Below are 24,007 nucleotides of genomic sequence, written 5' to 3' on the forward strand. Positions count from 1 at the left end.
CCCCCGGCCCGGCGTCCGCCAGACTGGACGGGTGGGGACGAGGGCTGCCGTCGTGGTGGTGAACTACGGCAGCTCCCGGCTGCTCGCCGAGAACCTCCCTCGGCTCTCGGGCGTGCCCGGCACCGCCCTCGTCGTCGTGGACAGCCTGTCCTCGGCCGGGGAGCGGACCGCCGTCGCCGCCCTGGCCGACGCCCACGGCTGGGCCTTCGTGGGGCTGCCCGGCAACCCCGGCTTCGGCGCCGCCGTCAACGCCGGCGTCGCCCGCGCCCGCGAGGACGGCGCCGAGCAGGTCGTGCTCCTCAACCCCGACGCCACGATCGACGGCGCCGTGCTCGAGGCGCTCGTGCGCGCGGCGCGCGAGGACGGCGACGCCCTGGTCTGCCCCCTGGTCGAGGACGCCGCCGGCGGGGTCTGGTTCGCGGGCGGCGAGCTCGACGTCGCCGACGGCGTCACGCGCACCCGGGACGTCGACGTGGCGACGGCCGCGCACCCCTGGGTCACCGGCGCGTGCCTGGCCTTCTCCCTCGCGCTGTGGGACCGGGTCGGCGGGTTCGACGACAGGTACTTCATGTACTGGGAGGACATCGACCTGAGCGCCCGCGTGCGCGCGGCGGGCGGGCGGGTCGTCGTCCGCCGCGACCTGCGCGCCGTCCACCAGGTCGGCGGGACCCAGGAGGGCGAGGGCAAGTCGGGCCTCTACTGCCGGTACAACTGCCGCAACCGGCTGCTGTACGCGGCCCTGCACGTGCCCGACCACCAGCTGCGCCGCTGGGTCCGGCGCTCGCCCCGGTACGCCTCCCGCGTCGTGCAGCGCGGTGGGCGGCGGGCGCTGGCCCGTCGTCCGGTCCTCCCGCTGTGGTCGGCGCTGCGCGGCACCGTCGAGGGGATCGGGCTCGTCGTGTCCCTGCGCGGGGTGCGCGCGCTGCTGCCCGGCGGGTCGTCGCAGGCCGGCTGAACGGTTCCCCGGGGCGAGGCTCGCCGAACCGCCGCACCGGGCTGGTTAGGCTGCCCCCGTGCCGAGCATCGATGCCGTAGGCGCGCGGGAGATCCTGGACTCGCGCGGAAACCCCACCGTCGAGGTCGAGGTCGCCCTCGACGACGGGACGATCGCCCGGGCCGCCGTGCCCAGCGGCGCCTCCACGGGAGCCTTCGAGGCCGTGGAGCTGCGCGACGGCGGTGACCGCTACGGCGGCAAGGGCGTCACCAAGGCCGTCGACGGCGTCCTCGACGTCATCGGCCCCGAGCTGGTCGGCTACGAGGCCAGCGAGCAGCGTCTGATCGACCAGCGGCTGCTCGACCTGGACGGCACGCCGGACAAGTCGCGCCTGGGTGCCAACGCCCTCCTCGGCGTCAGCCTCGCCGTGGCCCGCGCGGCCGCGGACTCCGCCGGCCTGCCGCTGTTCCGCTACGTCGGCGGCCCCTCGGCACACCTGCTGCCGGTGCCGATGATGAACATCCTCAACGGCGGCGCCCACGCCGACAGCAACGTCGACGTGCAGGAGTTCATGATCGCCCCGATCGGCGCGGCGACGTTCGCCGAGGCGCTGGCCATGGGCACCGAGACCTACCACGCGCTCAAGTCGGTCCTGAAGAAGGACGGCCTGGCCACCGGCCTGGGCGACGAGGGCGGCTTCGCACCGAACCTCTCCAGCAACCGGGCGGCCCTCGACCTGATCGCCCGCGCCGTCGAGCAGGCCGGCTACTCCGTCGGCAGCGACATCGTCTTCGCGCTCGACGTCGCCGCCACCGAGTTCCACTCCGACGGTGCCTATGCCTTCGAGGGCAAGAAGCTGTCCTCGGCCGAGATGGCCGAGTACTACACCGGGCTCGTCGACTCCTACCCGATCGTCTCCATCGAGGACCCGCTGGACGAGGAGGACTGGGAGGGCTGGGTGTCGCTCACCGACGCGCTCGGCGACCGGGTCCAGCTCGTCGGCGACGACCTCTTCGTCACCAACCCCTCGCGCCTGGCCGACGGCATCGCGAAGGGCGCGGCCAACGCGCTGCTGGTGAAGGTCAACCAGATCGGCACGCTGACCGAGACCCTGGACGCGGTCAACCTGGCCCACCGCAGCGGCTACCGCTGCATGATGAGCCACCGCTCGGGCGAGACCGAGGACACCACGATCGCCGACCTCGCCGTCGCGACCGACTGCGGTCAGATCAAGACCGGTGCCCCCGCCCGCAGCGAGCGCGTCGCCAAGTACAACCAGCTGCTGCGCATCGAGGAGGAGCTCGACGACGCCGCCCGCTACGCCGGCGCCGCCGCCTTCCCGCGCCTGTCGGCAGGCTGAGCGACTCCCGATGAGCAGCGTCCGGGGCAGGCGGAACGGGCCGGCCGGTGACGGCGCCCGGGCCGCCGGCCGCGGTGCCCGAGCCACCGGCCGGGCGCCGCGGGTGCACTCCACCCGGCCGGTCCCGTCCGGCCTGCGCAGCAGCGCGACCAGCCGGCCGGGGCAGCGGCGGTCCGCCCGCCGGGCGGTCCGCCCCACGGCGGGGACGGCGCCCCGGCGCCGGCCGCTGGTCACCGGCCGGGCGGTGCTCCTCGGCGCCCTGGTGCTGCTGCTCGCCCTGACGCTGGCCGGCCCGATCCGGCAGTACCTGGCCGGGCAGGCCGAGCTCGAGCAGCTGGCCGCCGAGGGCGAGGAGCTCGACGCCCGGGCGGCCGACCTGCGCGAGCAGCTGGAGCGGCAGGCCGATCCCGCCTACGCCGAACGGCAGGCGCGCGAGCGGCTCACCTACGTGCTGCCCGGCGACCGGCTGGTCGTCGTGGTGGACGGCGAGGCGGTCGAGGGCGACGCCGGCACGCTCAGGTCGACCGCGCCCGACGAGGAGCTGCCCTGGTACGAGGGCCTGATGCGGTCGCTGGCCGACGCCGACGGCTGACCCCTCCGCCGGGCCCGGCGAGGCGCTGTCGCAGACTTCTGGGGTGGACACCCCCGTCAGCGACGCCGATCGCGAGATCGTGGCCCGCCAGCTCGGCCGGCCGCCGCGCGCCCTCGTCGCGGTGGCGCACCGCTGCCCGTGCGGCCAGCCCGACGTCGTCGAGACGTCCCCGCGGCTGGAGGACGGGACGCCGTTCCCGACCCTGTACTACCTCACCTGCCCCCGGGCGACCGCCGCGGCCAGCCGGCTGGAGTCCGCCGGCCGCATGCGGGAGTGGCAGGAGGAGCTCGCCACCGACCCGGAGCTGGCGGCCGGCTACCAGCGGGCGCACGAGGCCTACCTCGCCACCCGCGACGCCCGGGACGTGCTGCCCACCCGGATGACCGCCGGGGGCATGCCCGACCGCGTGAAGTGCCTGCACGCGCTCGCCGGCCACGCGCTGGCGGCCGGGCCGGGGGTGAACCCGATCGGCGACCGAGCGGTCGAGGAGATGGGCGAGTGGTGGGCCGCCGGGCCGTGCGCCCAGCGCACCGAGGACGCCCCGTGACCCGGGTCGCCTCGATCGACTGCGGTACCAACTCGATCCGTCTCCTGGTCGCCGACGTGCCGGCCGAGGGCGGGCACACCGACCTGCTGCGGCGCATGGAGGTGGTGCGCCTCGGCCAGGGCGTCGACGCCACCGGCCGCCTGGCGCCGGAAGCGATCGAGCGGACCCGGACGGTGCTCGCCGAGTACGCCGACCAGGCCCGCGAGCTCGGGGCCACCGCAATCCGGATGGCCGCCACGAGCGCCACCCGCGACGCGGCCAACCGCCAGGACTTCGAGGACATGGTCGTGGCCACCCTCGGGCAGCGGCCGGACGTGATCACCGGGCGCGAGGAGGCCGAGCTGTCGTTCCTCGGCGCCACCGCCTCGCTCGCAGCCGCCGCGCGCGCCCACGGCAACCCGCCGCCGTCGGCCCCCTTCCTGGTCGTGGACATCGGCGGCGGTTCGACGGAGTTCGTCCTCGGCGACGCCGACGGCGTGCGGGCGGCGCGGTCGGTCGACATCGGCTGCGTCCGGCTGACCGAGCGGCGGCTGCACGGCGACCCCCCGTCCGCCGACGAGGTCGCGGCCACCGAGGCGGACATCCGGACGGCGCTCGCGGACGTGCGGGCCGAGGTCCCGGTCGGCGACGCCGCGAGCCTGGTCGGCCTGGCCGGCTCCGTGACGACGGTGGCCGCGCTGGCTCTGGAGCTCCCTGCCTACGACGACACGGCGATCCACGGCTCGCGCATACCGGTCGCCGACGTGCGGGCGGTGACGGCGCACCTGCTGGCCGCGACCCGCGAGCGGCGGGCGGCCATGCCGGTCATGCACCCGGGCCGGGTCGACGTCATCGGCGCGGGCGGCCTGATCCTGCGCGTGCTCATGGACGAGTTCGGGCTCGGGGAGGTCGTGGTCAGCGAGCACGACATCCTCGACGGCATCGCCCTGCGCCTCGCCCGTCCCTGATGGCTCTGGACGCCGGTGGTTTCCCCGCCACGCGCAGCCCGGGGGGCGTGGTGCGGTCGGCGGCCGGCGCCCGCACCCTCGAGGTCCTCGACCAGCGGGTGTCCGGCTGCTACGCCTGCCCGCGCCTGGTGGTCTGGCGGGAGGAGGTGGCGCGGGTCAAGCGCGCCTCCTTCCGCGACTGGGACTACTGGGGCCGGCCGGTTCCGGGCCTCGGGCCGGCCGACGCGCGGATCGCCGTCGTCGGGCTGGCGCCGGCCGCGCACGGCGGGAACCGCACCGGGCGGGTGTTCACCGGCGACCGCAGCGGTGACTGGATCTTCGCCGCGCTCTGGCGGGCGGGGCTGGCCAACCAGCCGACCTCCACGCACGTCGGGGACGGGCTGGAGCTGACCGGCGTCCGCGTGGCCGCGGCCGTGCGCTGCGCCCCGCCGGACAACGCGCCCACCCCGCAGGAGCGCGACACCTGCAACCCGTGGCTGGCCCGCGAGCTGTCGCTGCTGCCGGAGCTGCGCGTCGTCGTCGTCCTCGGCGGCTTCGGCTGGACGGCGCTGTGGCCGGTGCTCGCCGCGGCGGGCTACCGGATCCCGCGGCCCCGGCCGGCGTTCGGGCACGGCGTGGAGGTCGACCTGGACGGACCGAGGGGACCGCTCACCCTGCTGGGCAGCTACCACGTCAGCCAGCAGAACACGTTCACCGGCCGGCTGACCGAACCCATGCTGGACGCCGTCCTGGACCGCGCGACCGAGGTGGCCGGGCTCCGGGGGGCCTAGGCTCCCTCCATGGCTGAGGCGATCGCGCGCGAGCTGACCCACCGGCCGGTGATCCTCGTCGTCGGCGGCGGCTACGTCGGCCTCTACACGGCTCTGCGGCTGCAGAAGAAGCTGTCCCGGGGCCGCGCCGAGATCGTGGTCGTCGACCCGCAGCCGCACATGACCTACCAGCCGTTCCTGCCGGAGGCCGCCGCCGGATCGGTCGAGCCGCGGCACGTCGTCGTCCCGCTCCGGCGCACCCTGCGGCACTGCCGGGTCATCACCGGGGCCGTCGTCGGCCTCACCCACGCCGACCGGAAGGCCCGGGTGGCGCCGGTCGAGGGGACGCCGTTCGAGGTCTCCTACGACGTGCTCGTGATGGCCGCCGGCTCCGTGGCGCGCACGCTGCCGATCCCGGGGCTGGCAGAGCACGGCGTCGGCTTCAAGAACGTCGGCGAGGCCATCTACCTGCGCAACCACGTGCTCGCGCGGCTGGACGCGGCCAGCTCCACCGACGACCCCGCTGTCCGGCAGCGGGCGCTGACCTTCACCTTCGTCGGCGGCGGCTACGCCGGCGTCGAGGCGTTCGCGGAGCTCGAGGACATGGCGCGGTACGCCATCGAGCACTACTACCCGCGGCTGTCGCCGTCCGACATGCGCTGGGTGCTGGTCGAGGCGATGGGCCGCATCCTGCCCGAGGTCGACCTGGACATGGCCGCGTGGACGGTGCGCCAGCTGACGGCCCGGGGCATGGACGTGCGCCTGAACACCCGGCTGGAGTCGGTGTCCCACGACTGCGTCGTCCGGCTCAGCGACGGCGAGGAGTTCCCGAGCGACACCCTGGTGTGGACGGCGGGGACGAAGCCGAACCCGGTGCTCGTCGACACCGATCTGCCGGTGGACGGCCGCGGCCGGGTGGAGTGCGAGCCCACCCTGCAGGTGCGGGGGATGCCCGGGGCCTGGGCGGCCGGTGACCTCGCCGCGGTCCCGGACCTGACCAAGGACCCGGGTGCCACCACCGCGCCCAACGCCCAGCACGCCGTCCGGCAGGCCAAGCAGCTGGCCGACAACATCGTCGCCGTGCTCGCCGGCCGGGAGCCGGTGCCCTACCGGCACGAGTACGTCGGCTCGGTCGCCAGCCTCGGGCTGCACAAGGGCGTGGCGCAGGTCTACGGAGTGAAGCTGACGGGCTGGCCGGCCTGGTTCATGCACCGGGCCTACCACGTGAGCCGGGTGCCGACCTTCAACCGCAAGGCACGGGTGGTCGCCGACTGGACGCTGGCCTCGCTGTTCCGTCGGGAGGTCGTCTCCCTCGGGCAGCTGCAGGACCCGCGCCGGGAGTTCGTCTCCGCGGCGAACACCGGCCGGGACGGGCAGCTGCCGCCGCCCCGGCCCGACAGCGCCGAGCCGTCGTCCCGGACGCGCTCCGCCTGATCGGACGGAGGCGCCGCTACGCCGGCGGACGCTGTCCGCGCGTTCGCGTCAGCCGCCCGCCTTGCTGCGGAGCCCGCGGACCGCGTTCTTGATCGGCGCGACCATCGAGCGGGCCTTGGCGCTGAATCGGTCCTTCTTGGCGCGGCGCAGTTCCTCGTCCGTGTAGAGGGATTCGCCGGGGCGTGACTGGAACAGCGTCGTGTGCCGCGCGATGCGCCCCTCCGGGAGGCTGTAGTAGTACCACGCCATGGAACGCCGAGTGCGATCCGGAGGGCACGTCAACGGATCAGGGTGCCCGTGGAAGCTCTCACTGGTCGTCGAGAACACGACGAGCCGGTTGGCGATCGGCAGGATCTTCTTCACGGGCCGCGACATCGTGACGTCCCACAGTTCCAGCTGGCCGCCGTACGACTCGTCCCAGTCCTCGTTCAGGTACAGCAGCGCATTGAGCCGTCGCTGCAGCTTCGTCCTGGGATGCAGGTTGAAGTCCGCGTGGACCTTGAGGAGTCCACCCGGCCGGATCTGGTGCAGCCCGCCACCGTAGAGGGCCTGGTCGGGCACCAGGCCCTCGATCCCGGTCAGCTTCTCGAGGAAGTCGAGGAAGATCTGCCCGTTCAGCTCGCGGAGGACGCGCAGCTGGATGTCGGGCATGAGGCCTTCGTCCCTGAGCGACAGCTTCACCTCACGCGTGTTGTCGAACTCGCCCCAGGCCACGTCCTCCGGCTTCGGGAACTCGGCCTGCAACTCCTTGATGATCTCCGGGGGCAGGAAGTCGTCGATGGCGATGTGCGGGAATGGCTCGGCCTCGGCGTATGCCTTCGCGTTCTCCTCGGCGAGTGCGAGCGTTCGCTGGCGATCGAGAATGAGTGCCACGGCCATGCCCCGTTTCCTGGATGGATCAACTGATTCCGATGACGCGGTGCTTTCCGCGAAGCCGCCATCCGCCGTGAATGCGTACTCAGGCCCCCGTAGGGCGGCAGTTTGGACGAGTGGTGGCGGGAATCGCAATACCCTCGATCGTGGCTGCGGCCGTCGCCGAGAACGTGGGGAGACGTGATCGTCCGCGAGCGGAAGGCGCGGTTCCGGGGGACCGCGGCGCCGGGAGGGCCCGGGGCTGCCCGTGCACCGGAGCCGGCCCGGTGGTTCAGCCGGTGAGCGAGGAGTCGCCGGCCAGCCGGGCGCCGAGGGCGGCACCCAGGGCGTTGACCGCGGCGGTCGAGGCGGTGACCAGGCCGGCCGACGCGTGCGCCACGTGCCAGAGGCCGTCGAGCCGGCGGAGGTCGACCGGCACCCCGGCTGCCCGCGCCAGGTGCGCGAGCCGGACGGCGTCCTCGAGGAGGATCTCCTCGCTGCCGACGTGCATCGTGATCGGCGGCAGCCCGGACAGGTCGGCGTCCAGCGGCGAGAGCTCGGCAGCACCCGGGTCCGTGCCGTCCCCGAACTCGCGGGCGCACCGGCGCAGCCAGGCCGGCCGGAGCATCGCGTCGCCGCGGTCGTCGGGCCAGGTGCTGCCGGTCAGGTCGAGCCACGGGGAGATCAGGCCGAGGGCGGCCGGGAGGGGGCCCGCGCCGTCGCGCAGGCGGAGGGCCGCGGCCAGTGCCAGCCAGCCGCCGGCGGAGTCGCCGGCGACGGCCGTGCGGCCAGGGGTGGCGCCCCGGTCCATCAGCTCGCGGTAGGCGGCCAGGACGTCGTCGAGCGCGGCCGGGAAGGGGTGCTCGGGCGCGAGCCGGTAGTCGAGCACGTGCACGGTCGCGCCGCTGGCCGCGGCCAGGTGCGTGGCGAGGGCGCGGTGCGTGGCGGGGGAGCCGGTGGTGAACCCGCCGCCGTGCAGGTAGAGCACCGCCGAGCCCGGATCCCCGGACGCGGGCGTGAGGACCTCGGCCGGTCGCCGGCCCAGCCGTCCGGTGCCGACGGCGACGCCGTCGGCCAGCGGGGTCGGCCGGGTGACGGCTGCCAGCCAGCGCCGCTGGAGGCCGACCGGGAGACGCGGGCCGAGCACCGGGCGCACGAGGGCGCGCACGCCGGCGCGCATGACGCGGACGGGGACCTGGGGGCTGGGGCTCACGGGGGTCACCGTACGGGCAGCGGCGGGGCGCCCCGGCTAGCGTGCGCAGAGCGCCCCCGTAGCCCAATCGGCAGAGGCAGGCCCCTTAAAAGGGTCCGAGTGTCGGTTCGATCCCGACCGGGGGCACCGCCCTCCACGGGCCCGTGGCCCGGACGGGGGAATCGCGACACGCCGGAACTACGCAGGGGCTGCGGGCGTTGACCTGACCGAGTGGAGTGCACCACCGTGGGCTCCACGGTCCGAACAGTCACCTCAGGGAGATGACGATGCCCAGCAGCAACCCGGCGTTCCGGGGATTCGGCGCGGCCCCCGGTGGCCAGCAGCAGTACGCCGGGTGGGGCCAGCCCCAGCCGCAGTACGGCGCGCCGACCCAGCACGATCCCTACGCCGCCCCGGCGCCGTACTCGGCGACCACCACGCGCTACCTGACGATGGACGACGTCGTCACCAAGACCGGCATCACCTTCCTCGTCACCGTGCTCTCCGCGGCCGCCATCTGGGCCCTCCCGGGCCAGGCGGCCTGGGGGCTCGCACTGCCGGCGGTCTTCGTGGGCCTGGTGCTCGGCCTGGTGATCGCGTTCAAGCAGATCGCGAACCCGGCCGCGACGCTCGCCTACGCCGTGGTGGAGGGCATCTTCCTCGGCGCGATCAGCGAGGCGTTCAACAGCATCCCGCAGTTCGAGGGCATCGTGACCCAGGCGGTGATCGGCACCTTCGGTGTCTTCGCCGGCATGCTGGTCGTCTACAAGACCGGCGCCATCCGGGTCACCCCGAAGCTCACCCGCTGGGTGATCGGCGCCCTCGTCGGCGTCGTCGTGCTGATGCTGGCGAACATCGTCGCCTCGTTCTTCACCCCGGGCGGGCTGGGTCTGCGTGACGGTGGCACGCTCGCCATCGTCTTCAGCCTGGTCGTGATCGGTGTCGCGGCGTTCTCGCTGCTGCTCGACTTCGACATGGCCGACGAGGCGATCCGCCGCGGCGCCCCCGCGAAGTTCGCCTGGTACATCGCCTTCGGCCTGCTCGTCACGGTCGTCTGGCTGTACCTGGAGATCCTGCGGCTGCTCAGCTACTTCCGCGAGTAAGCACGTCACACCCCGAAGGCCCGGTCCCCGCGAGGGGGCCGGGCCTTGGTCGTTCTCGCGTGGGCGGAGTCCCTCAGCCGGGCACTGTCCCCTCCGGGATGTCCGGCCGAGGGACGACGCCTCGTCGCCGTGCGGGCGGGATCAGCTCAGGCGCTCGATGACCATCGCCATGCCCATGCCGCCACCGACGCACATGGTCTCCAGGCCGAAGGTCTCGTCCCGAGTCTGCAGGCCGTTGATCAGCGTGCCGGTGATGCGGGCGCCGGTCATGCCGAACGGGTGGCCGACGGCGATGGCGCCGCCGTGCACGTTCAGCTTGTCGATGTCGATGCCCAGGTCGCGGTAGCTGGGGATGACCTGCGCGGCGAAGGCCTCGTTGATCTCGACGAGGTCGATGTCGTCGATGGTCATGCCCGCGCGCTGCAGCGCCAGCTTCGAGGCGTCGACCGGGCCGTAGCCCATGATCTCCGGCGACAGGCCGGTGACCGCCGTGGACACGATGCGCGCCAGCGGGGTCAGCCCCAGCTCGGCGGCCTTGGTGTCGCTCATGACGACGACAGCGGCGGCGCCGTCGTTGAGCGGGCAGGCGTTGCCCGCCGTCGCCCGGCCGTCGGGGCGGAACACCGGCTTGAGCTGCGAGAGCGCCTCGAGCGTGGTCCCGGCGCGCGGGCCGTCGTCCTTGCTGACCACGGTGCCGTCGGGCGTGGTGACCGGGGTGATCTCCCGCTCCCAGAAGCCGTCGTCGATGGCCTTCTCCGCGAGGTTCTGGCTGCGGACGGCGAACTCGTCCATCTCCTGCCGCGAGACGTCCTTGAGCAGGGCGAGGTTCTCGGCCGTCTGGCCCATCGCGATGTAGATGTCGGGGATCTCGCCGTTCTCGCGGGGGTCGGTCCACGAGTCGGCGCCGCTCTCGGCGACCTTGGCCCCGCGCGCCTCGGCGTCGGCGAACACCGGGTTCTTGGTGTCCGGGAGGCCGTCGCTGTTGCCCTTCACGAAGCGGGACACCATCTCGACGCCGGCGGAGATGAAGACGTCGCCCTCGCCGGCCTTGATGGCGTGCATCGCCATGCGGGTGGTCTGGAGCGACGAGGAGCAGTAGCGGGTGACCGTCGTCCCGGGCAGGTGGTCCATGCCGAGCAGCACGCTGACCACGCGGCCCATGTTGTAGCCCTGCTCGCCGCCGGGGAGGCCGCAGCCGAGCATCAGGTCGTCGATGTCGCGGGGGTCGAGCGCGGGCACCTTGTCCAGCGCGGCCCGGACGATGGTCGCGGCCAGGTCGTCGGGCCGCAGGTCCTTGAGGGACCCCTTGAAGGCGCGACCGATGGGGGAGCGGGCGGTCGCGACGATGACGGCTTCGGGCATGGGTCCTCCACGATGAGGCGGGCGCCGCGCGGGGGTGCGCCGGCGACGGGTCGCCCCCGAAACTACTCCGCGGTAACGGAGGTCCTCACCTCACGCGCTGGCCGGGGCCTCCGCGGGCTCCTGCGCCTGTTCCGGCGTCGGCATGTCGGGCGGACGACGACGTCGCAGGAGGGCCCAGGCGCCCCACGGTCCGGTGTCGGAACCGCCCACCTCGGCCGGCTGGACCTCCGTGCCGGTGCGGCTGGCGGCGCGCACCGCGGCCTTCTCGATCGGCCGCACGGTGCCGCGGCGGATGGGCCGCACGCCCCGGTCGGCCGACGCCGGCCAGACACCCACGGCGTCCGCGACCGAGGGCAGCAGCACGGCGGCGGCCTGGGCGTAGCCGTGCGCGCTGGGGTGGAACTCGTCGACGCTGAACATGGCGCGGTCCGACGCGAACGCCGGCCCCAGCACCGAGCCCAGCGACACGGTGCGCCCGCCCGCCTCGACCACGGCCACCGTCTGGGCGGCGGCCATCTGCCGGCTCCACCGCCGCGCGAAGGTGCGCAGCGGCTGGGCGATCGGCCGGATGGTGCCGAGGTCGGGGCAGGTGCCGACGACGACCTCGCACCCGGCCCCGGTGAGCCGGCGGACGGCCTCACCGAGGTGCTTCACCGAGACCGTCGGCCGGGTGCGGCTGGTGACGTCGTTGGCGCCGATCATGATCAGCGCGACGGTCGGGTGCTCGGCGAGGGCCCGGTCGACCTGCTCGTCGAGATCGGGTGAGCGGGCGCCGGACTTGGCGAGGCGGACCAGCCGCACCGGGCGCTCGGCGAGCTCGGCCAGCGCCGAGGCGATGAGGACGCCGGGCGTCTCCTCCGCCCGGTGGACACCGAGGCCCACGGCGCTGGAGTCGCCCAGCACGGTGAACACGAGCGCCCTCCCGCGGCCCCTGCCGTAGACGCCGTCCCCCGAGGGCGGGTCGCCCTTGCTCGTGCGGGCCTCGATGTTGCGGCGGGCGGCACGGGCCTCCTCGCGGAGCAGTGCGGCCAGGGCGACACCGCCGAGGGCGACGCTGCCGCCGCCGTACGCGGTGGCAGCGGCGAGGCGTCGTGTCGTCCCCGTCAGCGCCACGGCCCCTCCGCTCCTGTGCTCGCGTCGTCCGTTCCTCTCACCCAGGTTATCGGCCCTCTACGGTGCCTCCTGTGGCCCTATCACCCGCAGGTGTGACCCAGCCCACAGGCAGCGACGACCGGGCCCAGCTCATCGTCGACGTCCTCGTGGCGGCGTTCGCCGACCTCATGGCCGCGGACGCCGACGCGTTCCGGACGAAGTTCCGCAAGATGGCCGCCGATCCCTTCGCGTTCTACCGGGGCAGTGCCTGTCTGTTCTACGCCGACATGGCGACGGCGGAGGACCCCTGGAGCGACGAGCGGACGTCGCGCGTGTGGATCCACGGCGACCTGCACGCCGAGAACTTCGGCACCTACATGGACGCCAGCGGGCGGATCGTCTTCGACGTCAACGACTTCGACGAGGCCTACCTCGGGCACGTGAGCTGGGACCTGCGCCGCTTCGCCGCCAGCTTCGCCCTGATGTCGTGGCGCAAGGCGTTCTCCGACGACGTGATCGGTGAGCTGGTCCGCGTCTACCTCGACGCCTGGCTGGACCAGGTCGAGGCGTTCAGCCGGTCGGACTCCGACCGCGACTTCGCGCTCACCCTGCACAACACCGAGGGCGCGGTGCGCGAGCTCGTGCAGGAGACGGCGACCCGGACCCGGCTGGCGCTGCTCGACCGGATGACCGTCGTCGAGCGCTACGAGCGGCGCTTCGCCGACCGGGCGCGCAACCGCCGGCTGGACGACGCCGAGCGCGACGAGGTGCTCGAGGCGCTGGAGCGGTACAAGGACACGCTGCCGCCGAAGCCGTGGCGGCGCGAGGTCGCCTACGAGGTCAAGGACCTGATCGGCACCGGCGGCTTCGGCATCGGCAGCGCGGGGCTGCCGGCCTACAACGTGCTGCTCGAGGGCTACGACGAGGCGCTGGAGAACGACGTCGTCCTGTCGCTGAAGCAGGGCAACGTGGCCGCGCCCAGCCGGATCGTCACCGACGACCGGATCCGCGACTACTTCTCCCACGAGGGGCACCGCACGGTCACCAGCCAGCGGGCCCTGCAGTCGCACACCTCCCAGTTCCTCGGCTACACCGACATCCGCGGCACCGGGTTCGTCGTCGCCGAGCTGTCGCCCTACGAGCTGGACCTCGACTGGGACGACCTCACCGAGCCCGGGGAGATCCGCCCGGTGCTGGTGCAACTGGGCCGGGCCACGGCCAAGCTGCACTGCGTCGGCGACGCCGACAGCGACCACGAGCTCGTGCCGTTCCAGACGGAGGAGGCCGTGCTGGCGATGATCGGCGGGCGCCGCGAGGAGTTCGTCGCCGACCTCGTGCAGTTCGCGCACGCCTACGCCCGCCAGGCGCAGGAGGACCACCGCCTGTTCGTCGATGCCTTCCGCGCCGGGAGGATCCCCGGGATCAGCTCGAGCGACTCGTGATCCCGACGAGCATGCCCCGGTGCGGGCCGATGCCCGGCTTGTCGAACTCCCCGGTCACCACCGTGAAGCCCATCCGCTCGTAGAAGCCGACGGCGGCCACGCGGGCGTCGCACCAGAGCAGGTCGCCGCCGCGGGCGGCCACCGCCTCCAGCCCCGCGACGACCAGCGCCCGCCCCGCTCCGGAGCCGCGGACCTCGGGGTCGGTGGCCATCCCGCGCAGCTGCCACGGGTGCTCGGCGGAGCGCCAGGGGCAGGCGGCGGGGGAGAAGCGGACGACGCCCACGATGCGGTCGCCGGTCCGGGCGGCCAGGTGGACGGTCGCCGGGTGCTCGTCGCCGGCCCAGACGACGTCCCCGCCGTCCGGGCGGAGCACCGCCTGCCGCAGCGGGTAGGTGAGCTCCGCGGCCACCTCGTCCACGGTCAGCGGTGCGCGCACGGCGTCAGCGTGCCCGACGGCCCCGGCGCACCCGCAGGTAGTCGGCGACCACGTACTCGCCCAGGCGGTCCGCGTCCGGCTCGAACACCCGGCCGCCGGCCCGCTGCGTGAGGTCGTGCACGAAGTGGATCAGCCCGGGGTCCGGGTCGAGGGCGAAGACGTTCACCGTGGCCCCGGTCCGCGCCACCCGCTCGATCTCGGCGACCGTGCGGGCGATCGTCTCCGGCATCGGCGGCCAGCAGAAGAACGGCGTGCCGTCGTCCTCCAGGTGCGCGGTCGGCTCGCCGTCGGTCACCACCAGGACCACCGGCTCGGCGTCGCGGTGGTGGGCCAGGAACCGGCGGGCGAGCATCAGGCCGTGCTGCAGGTTGGTGCCCTGCAGCGTGTCCACGGAGAGCTCGGCGAGCGTCTCCGGTCGCAGCACCTGGGCGGTCGAGGAGAAGCCGATGATCTGGATGGCGTCCTGCGGGAACTTCGTCGTCACCAGCGAGTGCAGCGCCATCGCCGTCGACTTCGCCGCACCCCAGGTGCCGCGCAGCGCCATCGAGTAGGACAGGTCGACCAGCAGGGCGACGGCGGCACCGGTCCGCCGCTCGGTCTCCACGACCTCGAAGTCGTCGACGGCGATCCGCACGCCGCGCTGCCCGTCCCCGCGCGGTTCGTGCGCCGTCCGCAGCACGGCGTTCTTCACCGTCCGGACGACGTCCAGCGGCTGCTCGTCGCCGAACCGCCACTCGCGCGAGCTGCCGGTGAGCTCGCCGGCGGCGCCCGCGTCGGCCACGTCGTGCTCGCCCCGCCCGGTGGCGTCGAGCTTGGCGAACACCCGGCGCAGCGCCGTGGCACCGAGCCGGCGGACTGCCTTGGGGGAGAGCTCCAGCTTGCCGTCCGACCGGTTGAGGAAGCCCTGCCGTTCCAGCTCGCGCTCGAGCTGGCGGAGGGCCGCGAGGTCGTCGACGGCCGGCCGCCCGAGCGCGCGCTCCAGCAGCTCCTCGTCGATGTCGGCGAGCGAGGCGCCGGCGTACCCCTGCGACAGCTGGCTGGAGAGCGCCTCGAGGTCGGCCAGCTCCGCGACGGCGCTGGTGGCGTCGCCCATGCCGAGCCCCTGCTCGCCGTCGGGCACCTGGCCGCGCTGACCCCACGGGAGATCCGGGCGGGCCTGGCGCAGGGCGTCGGAGAGGTGCGCCATCTCGCTGGCCAGCCCCATGTCGGACATGGCCTGCGACATCAGGTCGGAGAGCTCGGCCCGCTGCTCCGGCGACAGGCCGGCCATCATCCGCTCCTGCGCCGCCGCCCGGCGGGCGAGGGAGTCGATCAGCTCCTCGACCGACTGCGGGTCGTCGGGGAAGAACTGGCCGTGCTTCGCCATGAAGTCGCGGAAGCGCTCCTCGGTGTCCTCACCGCGGTTGTGCGCGTCGATCAGCTGCGACAGGTCGGCGACCATGTCCTTGACCGCCTGCATGTCCTGCTCGCCGGCGTTCTCCAGGGCCTGCTTCATCGAGGCGAAGGAGCTGTCGAGCACCTCCCGGCGCAGCAGGTCCTGGATCTGCTCGTAGGCCTGCCGCCCTTCCTGCGACCGCCACGGGTACTCCTTGAGCGCCCGGACGGCGCCGGCGGTGTCCTCGGGGAGCGCGTCGAGCTCGGCCTCGGCCAGGCGGGCGGAGTCGTCGGGGTCGGGGAACAGCTCGCGCTTCTCCGCGGTGAGCGCCCTGTCGAGCAGCTCGCGGACCTCCTGGAGGGTGCCGTCCATGCGCCCCGCGGTCCGCGCCCTGCGCAACCGCTCGCGCACCGACCGGCGCAGCTCGTCGAGGCCCCGCCGTCCCTCCGTGCCTCGCCGCAGCAGCTCGCGCAGCGCCTCCCGCACCCCGCTGCCGCCCAGAACCGAGTCGCCGATCTCGTCGACGGCGTTGCCGAGGTCGTACGGCGGGGCCAGGGGATCCGGGCCGCCGTGCCACTTGCCGTAGCGGTATCCGCGTCCGCGTCGTCCGGGCATGTCAGGCCCCGTACACCGTGCGGGTGCCGTCGGTGTCCTTGGCCAGCCGCCGCGTCAGGTAGAGCCCCTCGAGCGCGAACTCGACCGCGGCCGCCGCCTGCTCCGCCGACTGCTCGCCCTCCGGCACGCCCAGGCGGCCGAGGAGTTCGGCGAGCTTCGGGATGGTGCCCAGCTGGCCGAGCAGGGCCGGCGCCGGCACCAGCTCGCCCGACTCGACCGTCTCCCCGCCGGTGAAGTGCTCCTGCAGGCCGGTGAGGTCGAGGCCGGCGCACCGGGCGCGGAACGTCTGCGCGGTCGCCTGGCGGAGCAGGTGCTCGAGCACCTCCAGCTCGCGCTCGTCGTCCGGGTCCGAGCCGGCGTCGGCGAACTCGACCTTCCCGCGGCTGGCCGGGACGACGCTCGGCAGGTCGACCACGCGGGCGACCGGCCGCGTCTCGCCGGCGATCGCCGCGCGACGGACGGCGCTCGCGGTCACCGTCTCCAGCCCGGCGATCGCGAAGCGGGCGCTGACGCCGGAGCGCTGGTCGACGTGGCTGGACTCGCGGACCAGCCGGGTGAAGCGGGCGATGATCTCGACCAGGTGCTCGGGCACGATCGGCGTCCCGAAGGTGTCCCCCCCGGTCCAGCTGGTCTGCGCCTCCTGGTGCAGCAGCGCGATCTCGTCGGCCAGCTCGATCGGGTAGTGGGTGCGCACCTCGGCGCCGAAGCGGTCCTTGAGCGGGGTGATGATCCGGCCGCGGTTGGTGTAGTCCTCGGGGTTGGCGCTGGCGACCAGCAGCAGGTCCAGCGGCAGCCGGACGCGGTAGCCGCGGATCTGGATGTCGCGCTCCTCGAGCACGTTCAGCAGCGCGACCTGGATGCGCTCGGCGAGGTCGGGCAGCTCGTTGACGCTGAAGATCCCGCGGTTGGTGCGCGGGACCAGCCCGTAGTGCACGGTCTCGGGGTCACCGAGCGTGCGCCCCTCGGCCACCTTGATCGGGTCGACGTCGCCGATCAGGTCGCCGACGCTCGTGTCGGGGGTGGCGAGCTTCTCCCCGAAGCGGTCGCTGCGGTGCAGCCAGCCCACGGGGGTCGCGTCGCCGTGCTCGGCGATCTGCCGGTGCGCCCACACCGAGATCGGGTGCAGCGGGTGCTCGTTGAGCTCGCTCCCCACGAGGACCGGCGTCCACTCGTCGAGCAGGCCGACCAGGGTGCGGATGAGCCGGGTCTTGCCCTGGCCGCGCTCGCCGAGCAGGACGAGGTCGTGGCCGGCGATGAGCGCGCGCTCGACCTCGGGCAGCACGGTGTCCTCGAAGCCGACCATGCCGGGGAGGCTGGGCTCGCCGCGGCCGAGCCGGGCCAGCAGGTTGGCGCGCAGCTCGGCCTTCACGGGGCGGAAGGTGGCGCCCGAGTCGCGGAGCTCGCCGAGCGTGGTGGGAGCGGGGGAAGGGGTGGCTGATGGGGCCGGATCCGTCACCTCGACCACGGTACGACGATCGTGCGGGCCGGGTCACCGGTTCCCTGCGTGCGGCCTGCGAGGATCAGCGCGTGTCCGTGCCCGAGGTCCCCACCGCCCGGCCGCCCCTGGTCACCGGCGCCGACGTCGAGTCCGCGGCGGCACTGCTCCAGGACGTCGTCCGCCACACGCCCCTGTGGCACAGCCGGGGCCTGGCCGACCGCGTGGGCGGCCCGGTCTGGCTCAAGTGCGAGAACCTGCAGCGGACCGGCTCCTTCAAGATCCGCGGCGCCTACACGCGCATCTCGCGGCTCACCGACGCCGAGCGGGCCCGCGGTGTCGTCGCCGCCAGCGCCGGCAACCACGCCCAGGGGGTCGCCCTGGCCGCCCGGCTGCTCGGTTGCGCGGCCACGGTGTTCATGCCGGACTCGGCGCCGCTGCCCAAGGTCGCGGCGACCCGGTCCTACGGCGCGGAGGTGCGGCTGGGCGGCCCGACGCTGACCGAGGCGCTGCAGTTCGCGTCCGAGCACGCGGAGCGGACCGGCTCGGTGTTCATCCACCCCTTCGAGCACGCGGACGTCATCGCCGGGCAGGGGACCGTCGGCCTGGAGGTCCTCGAGCAGTGCCCCGACGTCGCCACCGTGGTGGTGTGCGCCGGTGGCGGGGGACTGGTGTCCGGGGTCGCGGCCGCGGTGAAGGCCCGGCGGCCCGACGTCCGGGTGGTGGCCGTGCAGGCCGAGATGGCCGCCGCCTTCCCCGGCTCGCTGGCCGCCGGCCGGCCCGTCCCGCTGCCGGCCATGGCCACGATGGCCGACGGGATCGCGGTCGCCTCGCCCGGCGACCTGACGCTCGCCCACGTCCAGGGCCTGGTCGACGAGGTGCGGACGGTGAGCGAGGAGGACCTCTCCCGCGCCCTGCTGTTCTGCCTCGAGCGGGCGAAGCTGGTGGTCGAGCCCGCCGGGGTGGCCGCGGTCGCCGCGATCCTCGCCGACCCGGAGGCCTTCGCACCGCCGGTCGTCGCCGTCGTCTCCGGCGGCAACATCGACCCCGTGCTGCTGCTCAAGGTGGTCCAGCACGGCATGGCGGCCGCCGGGCGCTACCTCTCGCTGCGGCTGACGGTGCCCGACCGGCCGGGTTCGCTCGCCGGGGTGCTGGCCGAGCTGGCCGCTGTGGGCGCCAACGTCCTGGAGGTCGAGCACGAACGGACCGGCACCGGGCTGCACGTCGGGGAGGTCGAGATCTTCGTCGTCCTCGAGACGCGCGGCCCCGACCACGCGGACGAGGTCACGGCCGCGCTCACCCGCGCGGGCTACGCCGTCGCCCCGGGCTGACCCGGCCGATGAGTTCCGGGCAGCGGCGGCGTCCTCCCTGCCGTGCAACCGACGATGGAACTTCCTGCCCGCCGGCCGCGAAAAGCGGTCGGGAACTGTCACCGTCCACCCCTAGCGTGGCCCTCATGACAGACGCGATCGTGGTCGAGGGGCTGGTGAAGCGCTACGGCGACACCACCGCTCTCGACGGAGTGGACCTGACCGTGGCCGAGGGCTCGGTGCTCGGGCTCCTCGGCCCGAACGGCGCGGGGAAGACGACGGTGGTGCGGATCCTCACCACGTTGCTCCTCGCCGACGCGGGGCGGGCGGAGGTGGTCGGCCTCGACGTGGTGGGCGACGCCGACGCGGTGCGCGCCTCGATCGGGCTGACCGGCCAGTACGCCGCCGTCGACGAGTACCTGACCGGCTTCGAGAACCTCGAGATGGTGGGCCGGCTGTACCACCTGCCCAAGGCGGAGGCGCGGACCCGCGCGGGTGAGCTGCTGGAGCGGTTCGACCTCTCCGACGCCGCCGGCCGTCCGGCCAAGACGTACTCGGGGGGCATGCGGCGCCGGCTGGACATCGCCGCCTCCCTGATCAACCGCCCCCGCGTGCTCTTCCTCGACGAGCCGACGACCGGGCTGGACCCGCGCAGCCGGCTGGCCATGTGGGAGTTCATCGCCGAGCTCGCGGACGGCGGCACGACGATCCTGCTCACCACCCAGTACCTGGAGGAGGCCGACCGGCTGGCCGACCGCATGGTCGTCATCGACCGCGGCCGGGTGATCGCCCGCGGCACGGCCGACGAGCTCAAGGCCCAGGTCGGCGGCGAGCGGCTGGAGTTCACGCTGGCCAACGCCGTGGACCTCCCCGAGGTGGCCCGGCGGCTGCGCCCGCTGGCGGTCGAGGACCCGCGCAGCGACGAGCAGACCCGGCGGCTGAGCCTGCCGGTCCGGGGCGGGACGGCGGTCCTCGCCGAGGCGCTGCGGCTGCTCGAGGGCACCGGCATCGAGGTCCTGGACGTCGGCCTGCGCCGGCCCGACCTCGACGACGTGTTCCTCACCCTGACAGGCCACGCGGCCGAGGACGCCGAGACCGGCGACGACCAGCCGGCCGAGCCGGTCCCCAGCGGAGGTGCCCGATGACCAGCCTGGCCCAGACGCTGTCCGACAGCGCCGTCATCACCAAGCGGAACCTGATCAAGGTCAAGCGCGTGCCCGACCTGATCGTGTTCGCGACCCTCTCGCCCATCATGTTCGTGCTGCTGTTCCGCTACGTGTTCGGCAGCGCCATCCCGGTGCCCGGTGGGCTCAGCTACGCCGAGTTCCTGCTGCCGGGCATCTTCGCGCAGACGGTGATCTTCGGGAGCACGATCACCGGGGCGAGCCTGGCCGAGGACCTGCAGAAGGGGCTCATCGACCGCTTCCGCTCGCTACCGATGGCGCGGTCGGCGGTCCTGGTGGGGCGCACCGTGGCCGATCTGGGGCTCAACGTCCTGACCATCGCCGTCATGATGATCACCGGCTTGCTGGTGGGGTGGCGGATCCACACCTCGATCGGCGAGGCGATCCTGGGGGTGCTCCTGCTGCTCGTCTTCGCCTACGCGATGTCGTGGGTGATGGCGCTGGTCGGCCTGGTGGTCCGCACCCCGGAGGTCGTGAACAACGCGAGCTTCATCGTGATCTTCCCGATCACGTTCATCGCGAACACCTTCGTGCCGATCGACAACTTCCCTTCCGTGCTCAAGACCTTCGCGGAGTGGAACCCGGTGTCCGCGGTCGTCCAGGGCGCCCGGGAGCTGTTCGGCAACGTCGTCCCCGGCGCGCCGGTCTCCGACGCGTGGCCGCTGCAGAACCCGGTGCTCTACGTGTTCATCTGGGTCGCGGTCTTCCTCGCGATCTTCGTGCCCCTCTCGGTGCGCACCTACCGGCGCGCGGCCGGCCGCTGAGCCGGGCACCGGATCGGTTGCGGTCCGCGGGCAGGGGTCGGAAGGCCTCCGCCCGCGGACCGCGCCCCGGCTCACCGGTGCCGCGGCCGCCACGTGGCCGCGGTGTAATGACCGCGATGACTCCGCCCGCGAACCCCGTCGTGTCCCCCGAGAACCCCCTGGCGAGCGTGTCGGCGCTGCCCTTCCGGCTCCCGCCGTTCGCCGACATCACCCCCGAGCACTGCCGCGAGGCGCTGCTGGCTGGGATGGCGGAGCAGCGGGCGGAGGTCGCCGCCATCGTCGGTTCCGCCGAGGAGCCGACGTTCGAGAACACGGTCGTGGCCATGGAGCGGTCGGGGGAGCTGCTGGTCCGTGCCTGGAGCGTGTTCGGCAACCTCACGTCCTCGGTCTCGACGCCCCGGCTCCGGGAGATCGAGCGGGAGATCGCGCCGCTGGAGGCCGCGCACGACGACGCGATCCGGCTGGACCCAGCGCTGTTCGCCCGCATCCACGCCGTCCACGCGGCTCGGCACGACAGCGGTCTGGACGACGAGGGCGTCCGGCTGGTCGAGCGCTACCACCTCGACTTCGTGCTGGCCGGCGCCCAGCTCGACGAGTCCGGCCGGGCGCGGCTGACGGAGCTGAACCAGGAGCTGTCCACGCTCTCGACGACCTTCGGCCAGAACCTGCAGCTGGCCACCGAGGCGGCCGCCGTGCGGGTGGCCGACCGGGCCGAGCTGGACGGGCTGTCCGAGCAGGAGATCGCGGCGGCCGCGACGGCCGCCGCCGACCGGGACCTCGACGGCTGGCTCCTCCCGCTGCTCCTGCCGTCGGGGCAGCCGGTGCTCGCCAAGCTGCGCGACCGGGAGCTGCGGCGCCGGGTCCTCGAGGCGTCCCTCGGGCGCGCGTCGGCGGGCGAGCACGACAACGGCCCGGTGGCCGTGCGGATCGCGGTGCTGCGCGCCGAGCGGGCCCGCCTGCTCGGCTTCGACACCCACGCCGACCTCGTGCTCGCCGACTCCACCGCCCGCACCACGACCGCGGTCGACGCCATGCTGGCCTCCATGGTGCCGGCGTCGATGGCCAACGCCGAGGCCGAGGCGGCCGTGCTCCGGGAGATCGCGGCCCGCGACGGGGTCGAGCTGGCGCCGTGGGACTGGGCGTTCTACAGCGAGCAGGTGCGGGCCGAGCGGTACGCCGTCGACACCGCGGCGCTGCGCCCGTACTTCGAGCTCGACCGGGTCCTGGTCGACGGCGTCTTCCACGCCGCCGAGCTGCTCTACGGCTACCGGTTCACCCCGCGCCCCGACCTGCGCGGCTACCACCCCGACGTGCGCGTCTGGGAGGTGACCGACGCGGCCGGTGCCTCCGTCGGGCTCTACCTGGGCGACTTCTTCGCCCGCGAGGGCAAGCGGGGCGGGGCCTGGATGAGCTCGTTCGTCCGGCAGTCCCGGCTGCTCGGCACGTCACCCGTGGTCGTCAACAACCTCAACGTGTCCCGTGCCCCCGACGGCCGGCCGACGCTGCTCACCCTGGACGAGGTCAACACGCTCTTCCACGAGTTCGGCCACGCGCTGCACGGGCTGAGCTCCGCGGTCACCTACCCCCGGTTCTCGGGCACCGCCGTCCCGCGCGACTTCGTCGAGTTCCCCAGCCAGGTGAACGAGATGTGGGCGCTCTGGCCGGAGGTGCTGGGCAACTACGCCCGGCACGTCGGGACGGGGGAGCCCCTGCCGCAGGCCGCCGTCGAGGCCATCGACGCGGCCCGGCTGTGGGGCGAGGGGTTCGCGACCCTCGAGTACCTGGCCGCGACGCTGCTCGACCAGGCGTGGCACCGCATCCGGCCGGGCGCGGAGATCGGCGACCCGATCGCCTTCGAGCAGCAGGCGCTGGCCGACGCCGGGGTCGGCTCCGACCTGGTGCCGCCGCGGTACCGGACGACCTACTTCCAGCACGTCTTCGCGGGGGGCTACGCGGCCGGCTACTACTCCTACATCTGGTCGGAGGTCCTCGACGCCGACACCGTGGAGTGGTTCAAGGAGAACGGCGGCCTGCGCCGCGAGAACGGCGACGTCTTCCGCACCGAGCTGCTCGCGGTGGGCGGCTCGGTGGACCCGCTCGCGGCGTTCCGCGCCGTCCGCGGCCGCGACGCCGACCCGCAGCCGCTGCTGCGCAGGCGCGGGTTGGAGAGCCGACCCGTCATGTCGTGAGGAAGTGGGGGCCCGGAGGGCCTCCGCGAGGAACGACGCAGCGGCTCAGCGGCCCAGGGGGACGGCACCTGGCCGCGGTGCGGTCCGGAGGACCGCAGTGTCACAGCCGCGATGTCACAACCAGGGGAGCGAGAGGACCAGGTCCAGGTCGTCGGGGCTCGCGCCGTCGCGCACCAGGCGGTTGGGCTGGCGGTGGCCGCACGCCGTGCAGCGGTGCACCACCTGCCAGCCCTTGCCCGACTTCTCGACCAGCCCGATCGGCTCCATGGGCCGGCGGCACTCGCTGGCCCGGTCGCCCGGGAGCTCGTCGACGTGCAGCGACCACAGGCAGAAGGGGCAGTGGTTCCGGTAGTGCCCGTCGGTGTTGGCCGGCACCTGCGCGGCGCAGTGCACGCAGGCGAAACCGGTGTTCTCCGCCTGACGGGAGCGCGCCCCCATCGCGGGGCTCAGGGGACGAACGGCTCGACGCCGACGACCTCGACGCTGATGTCGCGACCGTTGGGCGCCTGGTAGGTCACCGTCGCCCCGGGAGCGGCACCCATGATGGCCGCGCCGAGGGCCGACTCCGGCGAGTAGACGGTGAGGTTCGTCGTCCCGGCGATCTCGCGGGACCCGAGCAGGAACTTCTCCGTGTCGTCGTCGCCGGCGAACTTCACCGTGATGACCGTGCCCAGAGCGGCGTTCGTGGCCGTCTTCGGGGCGTCGCCCACCCGCGCCTTCCGGAGCAGGTCGGTGAGCTGGCGGATCCGGCCCTCCTGCTTGCCCTGCTCCTCCTTGGCGGCGTGGTACCCGCCGTTCTCCTTGAGGTCGCCCTCCTCGCGGCGGGCGTTGATCTCGGCGGACATGGCCGGGCGGTTCGCCACCAGCTGGTCGAGCTCGGCCTTCAGCCGGTCGTGGGCCTCCTGGGTCAGCCAGATGCCCTGTTCCTGCTCGTCAGTGGGGGTGGACACGAGAGGTACTCCTGAGACTCGGGAGGCCGCCCCCGATCGGGAGCGGCCGCTGGTCAATCCCGCCAAGCTAACACCGGCGTCGACGGGAGTGCACGGACGTGCGGCCCTCGCCGGAGGCCGTCCTGAGATGCGGAACCGTACCG

Annotated in this window: 22 protein-coding genes and 1 tRNA gene; 14 read left to right on the plus strand and 9 right to left on the minus strand. The window is 73.8% G+C overall.

Annotated elements, in window-relative coordinates; genetic code table 11:
• Positions 1-31: 31 nt before the first annotated feature.
• The 7 genes from DCS98_RS02845 to DCS98_RS02875 are packed head-to-tail and all read left to right on the plus strand — an operon-like array spanning position 32 to position 6,563.
• Complete coding sequence (locus DCS98_RS02845; RefSeq protein ID WP_116449788.1) at positions 32-955, plus strand: glycosyltransferase family 2 protein; 924 nt, start codon at positions 32-34, stop codon at positions 953-955.
• Positions 956-1,013: 58 nt separating this feature from the next.
• On the plus strand, positions 1,014-2,294 hold the full coding sequence (gene eno / locus DCS98_RS02850; RefSeq protein ID WP_116449789.1) for a phosphopyruvate hydratase: 1,281 nt from the start codon (positions 1,014-1,016) through the stop codon (positions 2,292-2,294).
• Positions 2,295-2,304: 10 nt separating this feature from the next.
• Positions 2,305-2,886, plus strand: coding sequence for an FtsB family cell division protein (locus DCS98_RS02855; RefSeq protein WP_116449790.1), 582 nt, complete (start codon positions 2,305-2,307; stop codon positions 2,884-2,886).
• Between the two features lie 43 nt (positions 2,887-2,929).
• On the plus strand, positions 2,930-3,433 hold the full coding sequence (locus DCS98_RS02860; RefSeq protein ID WP_116449791.1) for a DUF501 domain-containing protein: 504 nt from the start codon (positions 2,930-2,932) through the stop codon (positions 3,431-3,433).
• Complete coding sequence (locus DCS98_RS02865; RefSeq protein WP_116449792.1) at positions 3,430-4,380, plus strand: Ppx/GppA phosphatase family protein; 951 nt, start codon at positions 3,430-3,432, stop codon at positions 4,378-4,380. Before DCS98_RS02860 ends, DCS98_RS02865 begins: the two co-directional genes overlap by 4 nt.
• Positions 4,380-5,150, plus strand: coding sequence for a uracil-DNA glycosylase (locus tag DCS98_RS02870; RefSeq protein WP_116449793.1), 771 nt, complete (start codon positions 4,380-4,382; stop codon positions 5,148-5,150). Before DCS98_RS02865 ends, DCS98_RS02870 begins: the two co-directional genes overlap by 1 nt.
• Positions 5,151-5,159: 9 nt before the next feature.
• Complete coding sequence (locus tag DCS98_RS02875) at positions 5,160-6,563, plus strand: NAD(P)/FAD-dependent oxidoreductase (RefSeq protein WP_116449794.1); 1,404 nt, start codon at positions 5,160-5,162, stop codon at positions 6,561-6,563.
• A gap of 48 nt (positions 6,564-6,611) precedes the next feature.
• Here the strand turns inward: DCS98_RS02875 and DCS98_RS02880 are convergent, their stop codons facing one another.
• Positions 6,612-7,442 (minus strand): 2OG-Fe(II) oxygenase, encoded by an 831-nt coding sequence (locus DCS98_RS02880; protein ID WP_116449795.1) that lies wholly within the window; start codon positions 7,440-7,442, stop codon positions 6,612-6,614.
• A 265-nt stretch (positions 7,443-7,707) separates the two neighbouring features.
• Positions 7,708-8,628, minus strand: a complete 921-nt coding sequence (locus DCS98_RS02885; protein ID WP_206340064.1) for an alpha/beta hydrolase — start codon at positions 8,626-8,628, stop codon at positions 7,708-7,710.
• A 52-nt stretch (positions 8,629-8,680) separates the two neighbouring features.
• On the opposite strand from DCS98_RS02885, the gene DCS98_RS02890 reads away from it, so the two are divergent.
• Both DCS98_RS02890 and DCS98_RS02895 read left to right on the plus strand, forming a co-directional pair.
• A tRNA-Leu gene (locus DCS98_RS02890) sits at positions 8,681-8,754 on the plus strand.
• Positions 8,755-8,894: 140 nt separating this feature from the next.
• Positions 8,895-9,710 (plus strand): Bax inhibitor-1/YccA family protein, encoded by an 816-nt coding sequence (locus DCS98_RS02895; protein ID WP_116450149.1) that lies wholly within the window; start codon positions 8,895-8,897, stop codon positions 9,708-9,710.
• A 141-nt stretch (positions 9,711-9,851) separates the two neighbouring features.
• On the opposite strand, the gene DCS98_RS02900 is transcribed toward DCS98_RS02895, so the two are convergent.
• Positions 9,852-11,072 (minus strand): acetyl-CoA C-acetyltransferase, encoded by a 1,221-nt coding sequence (locus DCS98_RS02900; RefSeq protein ID WP_116449797.1) that lies wholly within the window; start codon positions 11,070-11,072, stop codon positions 9,852-9,854.
• A 90-nt stretch (positions 11,073-11,162) separates the two neighbouring features.
• The gene (locus DCS98_RS02905) at positions 11,163-12,185 is read right to left on the minus strand and encodes an SGNH/GDSL hydrolase family protein (protein WP_116449798.1); all 1,023 of its coding nucleotides are present in this window, start codon (positions 12,183-12,185) and stop codon (positions 11,163-11,165) included.
• A 92-nt stretch (positions 12,186-12,277) separates the two neighbouring features.
• Between DCS98_RS02905 and DCS98_RS02910 the strand changes: the two genes are divergently transcribed.
• The gene (locus DCS98_RS02910; RefSeq protein WP_241037085.1) at positions 12,278-13,606 is read left to right on the plus strand and encodes a DUF2252 domain-containing protein; all 1,329 of its coding nucleotides are present in this window, start codon (positions 12,278-12,280) and stop codon (positions 13,604-13,606) included.
• On the opposite strand, the gene DCS98_RS02915 is transcribed toward DCS98_RS02910, so the two are convergent.
• The 3 genes from DCS98_RS02915 to DCS98_RS02925 are packed head-to-tail and all read right to left on the minus strand — an operon-like array spanning position 13,587 to position 17,488.
• Positions 13,587-14,042: a GNAT family N-acetyltransferase gene (locus DCS98_RS02915; RefSeq protein WP_116449799.1), complete on the minus strand. Its 456-nt coding sequence runs from the start codon at positions 14,040-14,042 to the stop codon at positions 13,587-13,589. The two genes, DCS98_RS02910 and DCS98_RS02915, sit on opposite strands and share 20 nt — an antisense overlap.
• A 4-nt stretch (positions 14,043-14,046) precedes the next feature.
• Positions 14,047-16,032 carry a VWA domain-containing protein gene (locus DCS98_RS02920; protein ID WP_116449800.1) on the minus strand — a complete coding sequence of 662 codons (1,986 nt, stop codon included), beginning with the start codon at positions 16,030-16,032 and terminating at the stop codon, positions 14,047-14,049.
• 1 nt (position 16,033) lies between these two features.
• Positions 16,034-17,488, minus strand: coding sequence for a sigma 54-interacting transcriptional regulator (locus tag DCS98_RS02925; protein WP_241037087.1), 1,455 nt, complete (start codon positions 17,486-17,488; stop codon positions 16,034-16,036).
• A gap of 71 nt (positions 17,489-17,559) precedes the next feature.
• On the opposite strand from DCS98_RS02925, the gene ilvA reads away from it, so the two are divergent.
• The 4 genes from ilvA (at position 17,560) to DCS98_RS02945 (ending at position 22,914) form a co-directional block, all read left to right on the plus strand.
• Positions 17,560-18,798 (plus strand): threonine ammonia-lyase, encoded by a 1,239-nt coding sequence (ilvA, locus tag DCS98_RS02930; protein ID WP_241037089.1) that lies wholly within the window; start codon positions 17,560-17,562, stop codon positions 18,796-18,798.
• 125 nt (positions 18,799-18,923) lie between these two features.
• Complete coding sequence (locus tag DCS98_RS02935; protein WP_116450151.1) at positions 18,924-19,922, plus strand: ATP-binding cassette domain-containing protein; 999 nt, start codon at positions 18,924-18,926, stop codon at positions 19,920-19,922.
• Complete coding sequence (locus tag DCS98_RS02940) at positions 19,919-20,725, plus strand: ABC transporter permease (RefSeq protein ID WP_116449803.1); 807 nt, start codon at positions 19,919-19,921, stop codon at positions 20,723-20,725. Before DCS98_RS02935 ends, DCS98_RS02940 begins: the two co-directional genes overlap by 4 nt.
• Positions 20,726-20,841: 116 nt before the next feature.
• Positions 20,842-22,914: a M3 family metallopeptidase gene (locus DCS98_RS02945; RefSeq protein ID WP_116450152.1), complete on the plus strand. Its 2,073-nt coding sequence runs from the start codon at positions 20,842-20,844 to the stop codon at positions 22,912-22,914.
• A gap of 114 nt (positions 22,915-23,028) precedes the next feature.
• On the opposite strand, the gene DCS98_RS02950 is transcribed toward DCS98_RS02945, so the two are convergent.
• The gene (locus tag DCS98_RS02950; protein ID WP_241037091.1) at positions 23,029-23,352 is read right to left on the minus strand and encodes an RNHCP domain-containing protein; all 324 of its coding nucleotides are present in this window, start codon (positions 23,350-23,352) and stop codon (positions 23,029-23,031) included.
• 8 nt (positions 23,353-23,360) lie between these two features.
• Positions 23,361-23,864 carry a transcription elongation factor GreA gene (gene greA / locus DCS98_RS02955; RefSeq protein ID WP_116449805.1) on the minus strand — a complete coding sequence of 168 codons (504 nt, stop codon included), beginning with the start codon at positions 23,862-23,864 and terminating at the stop codon, positions 23,361-23,363.
• Positions 23,865-24,007 lie beyond the last annotated feature (143 nt).

The organism is Blastococcus litoris (assembly GCF_003075095.1).
In the GTDB taxonomy this organism is placed as follows: Bacteria; Actinomycetota; Actinomycetes; order Mycobacteriales; family Geodermatophilaceae; genus Blastococcus_B; species Blastococcus_B litoris.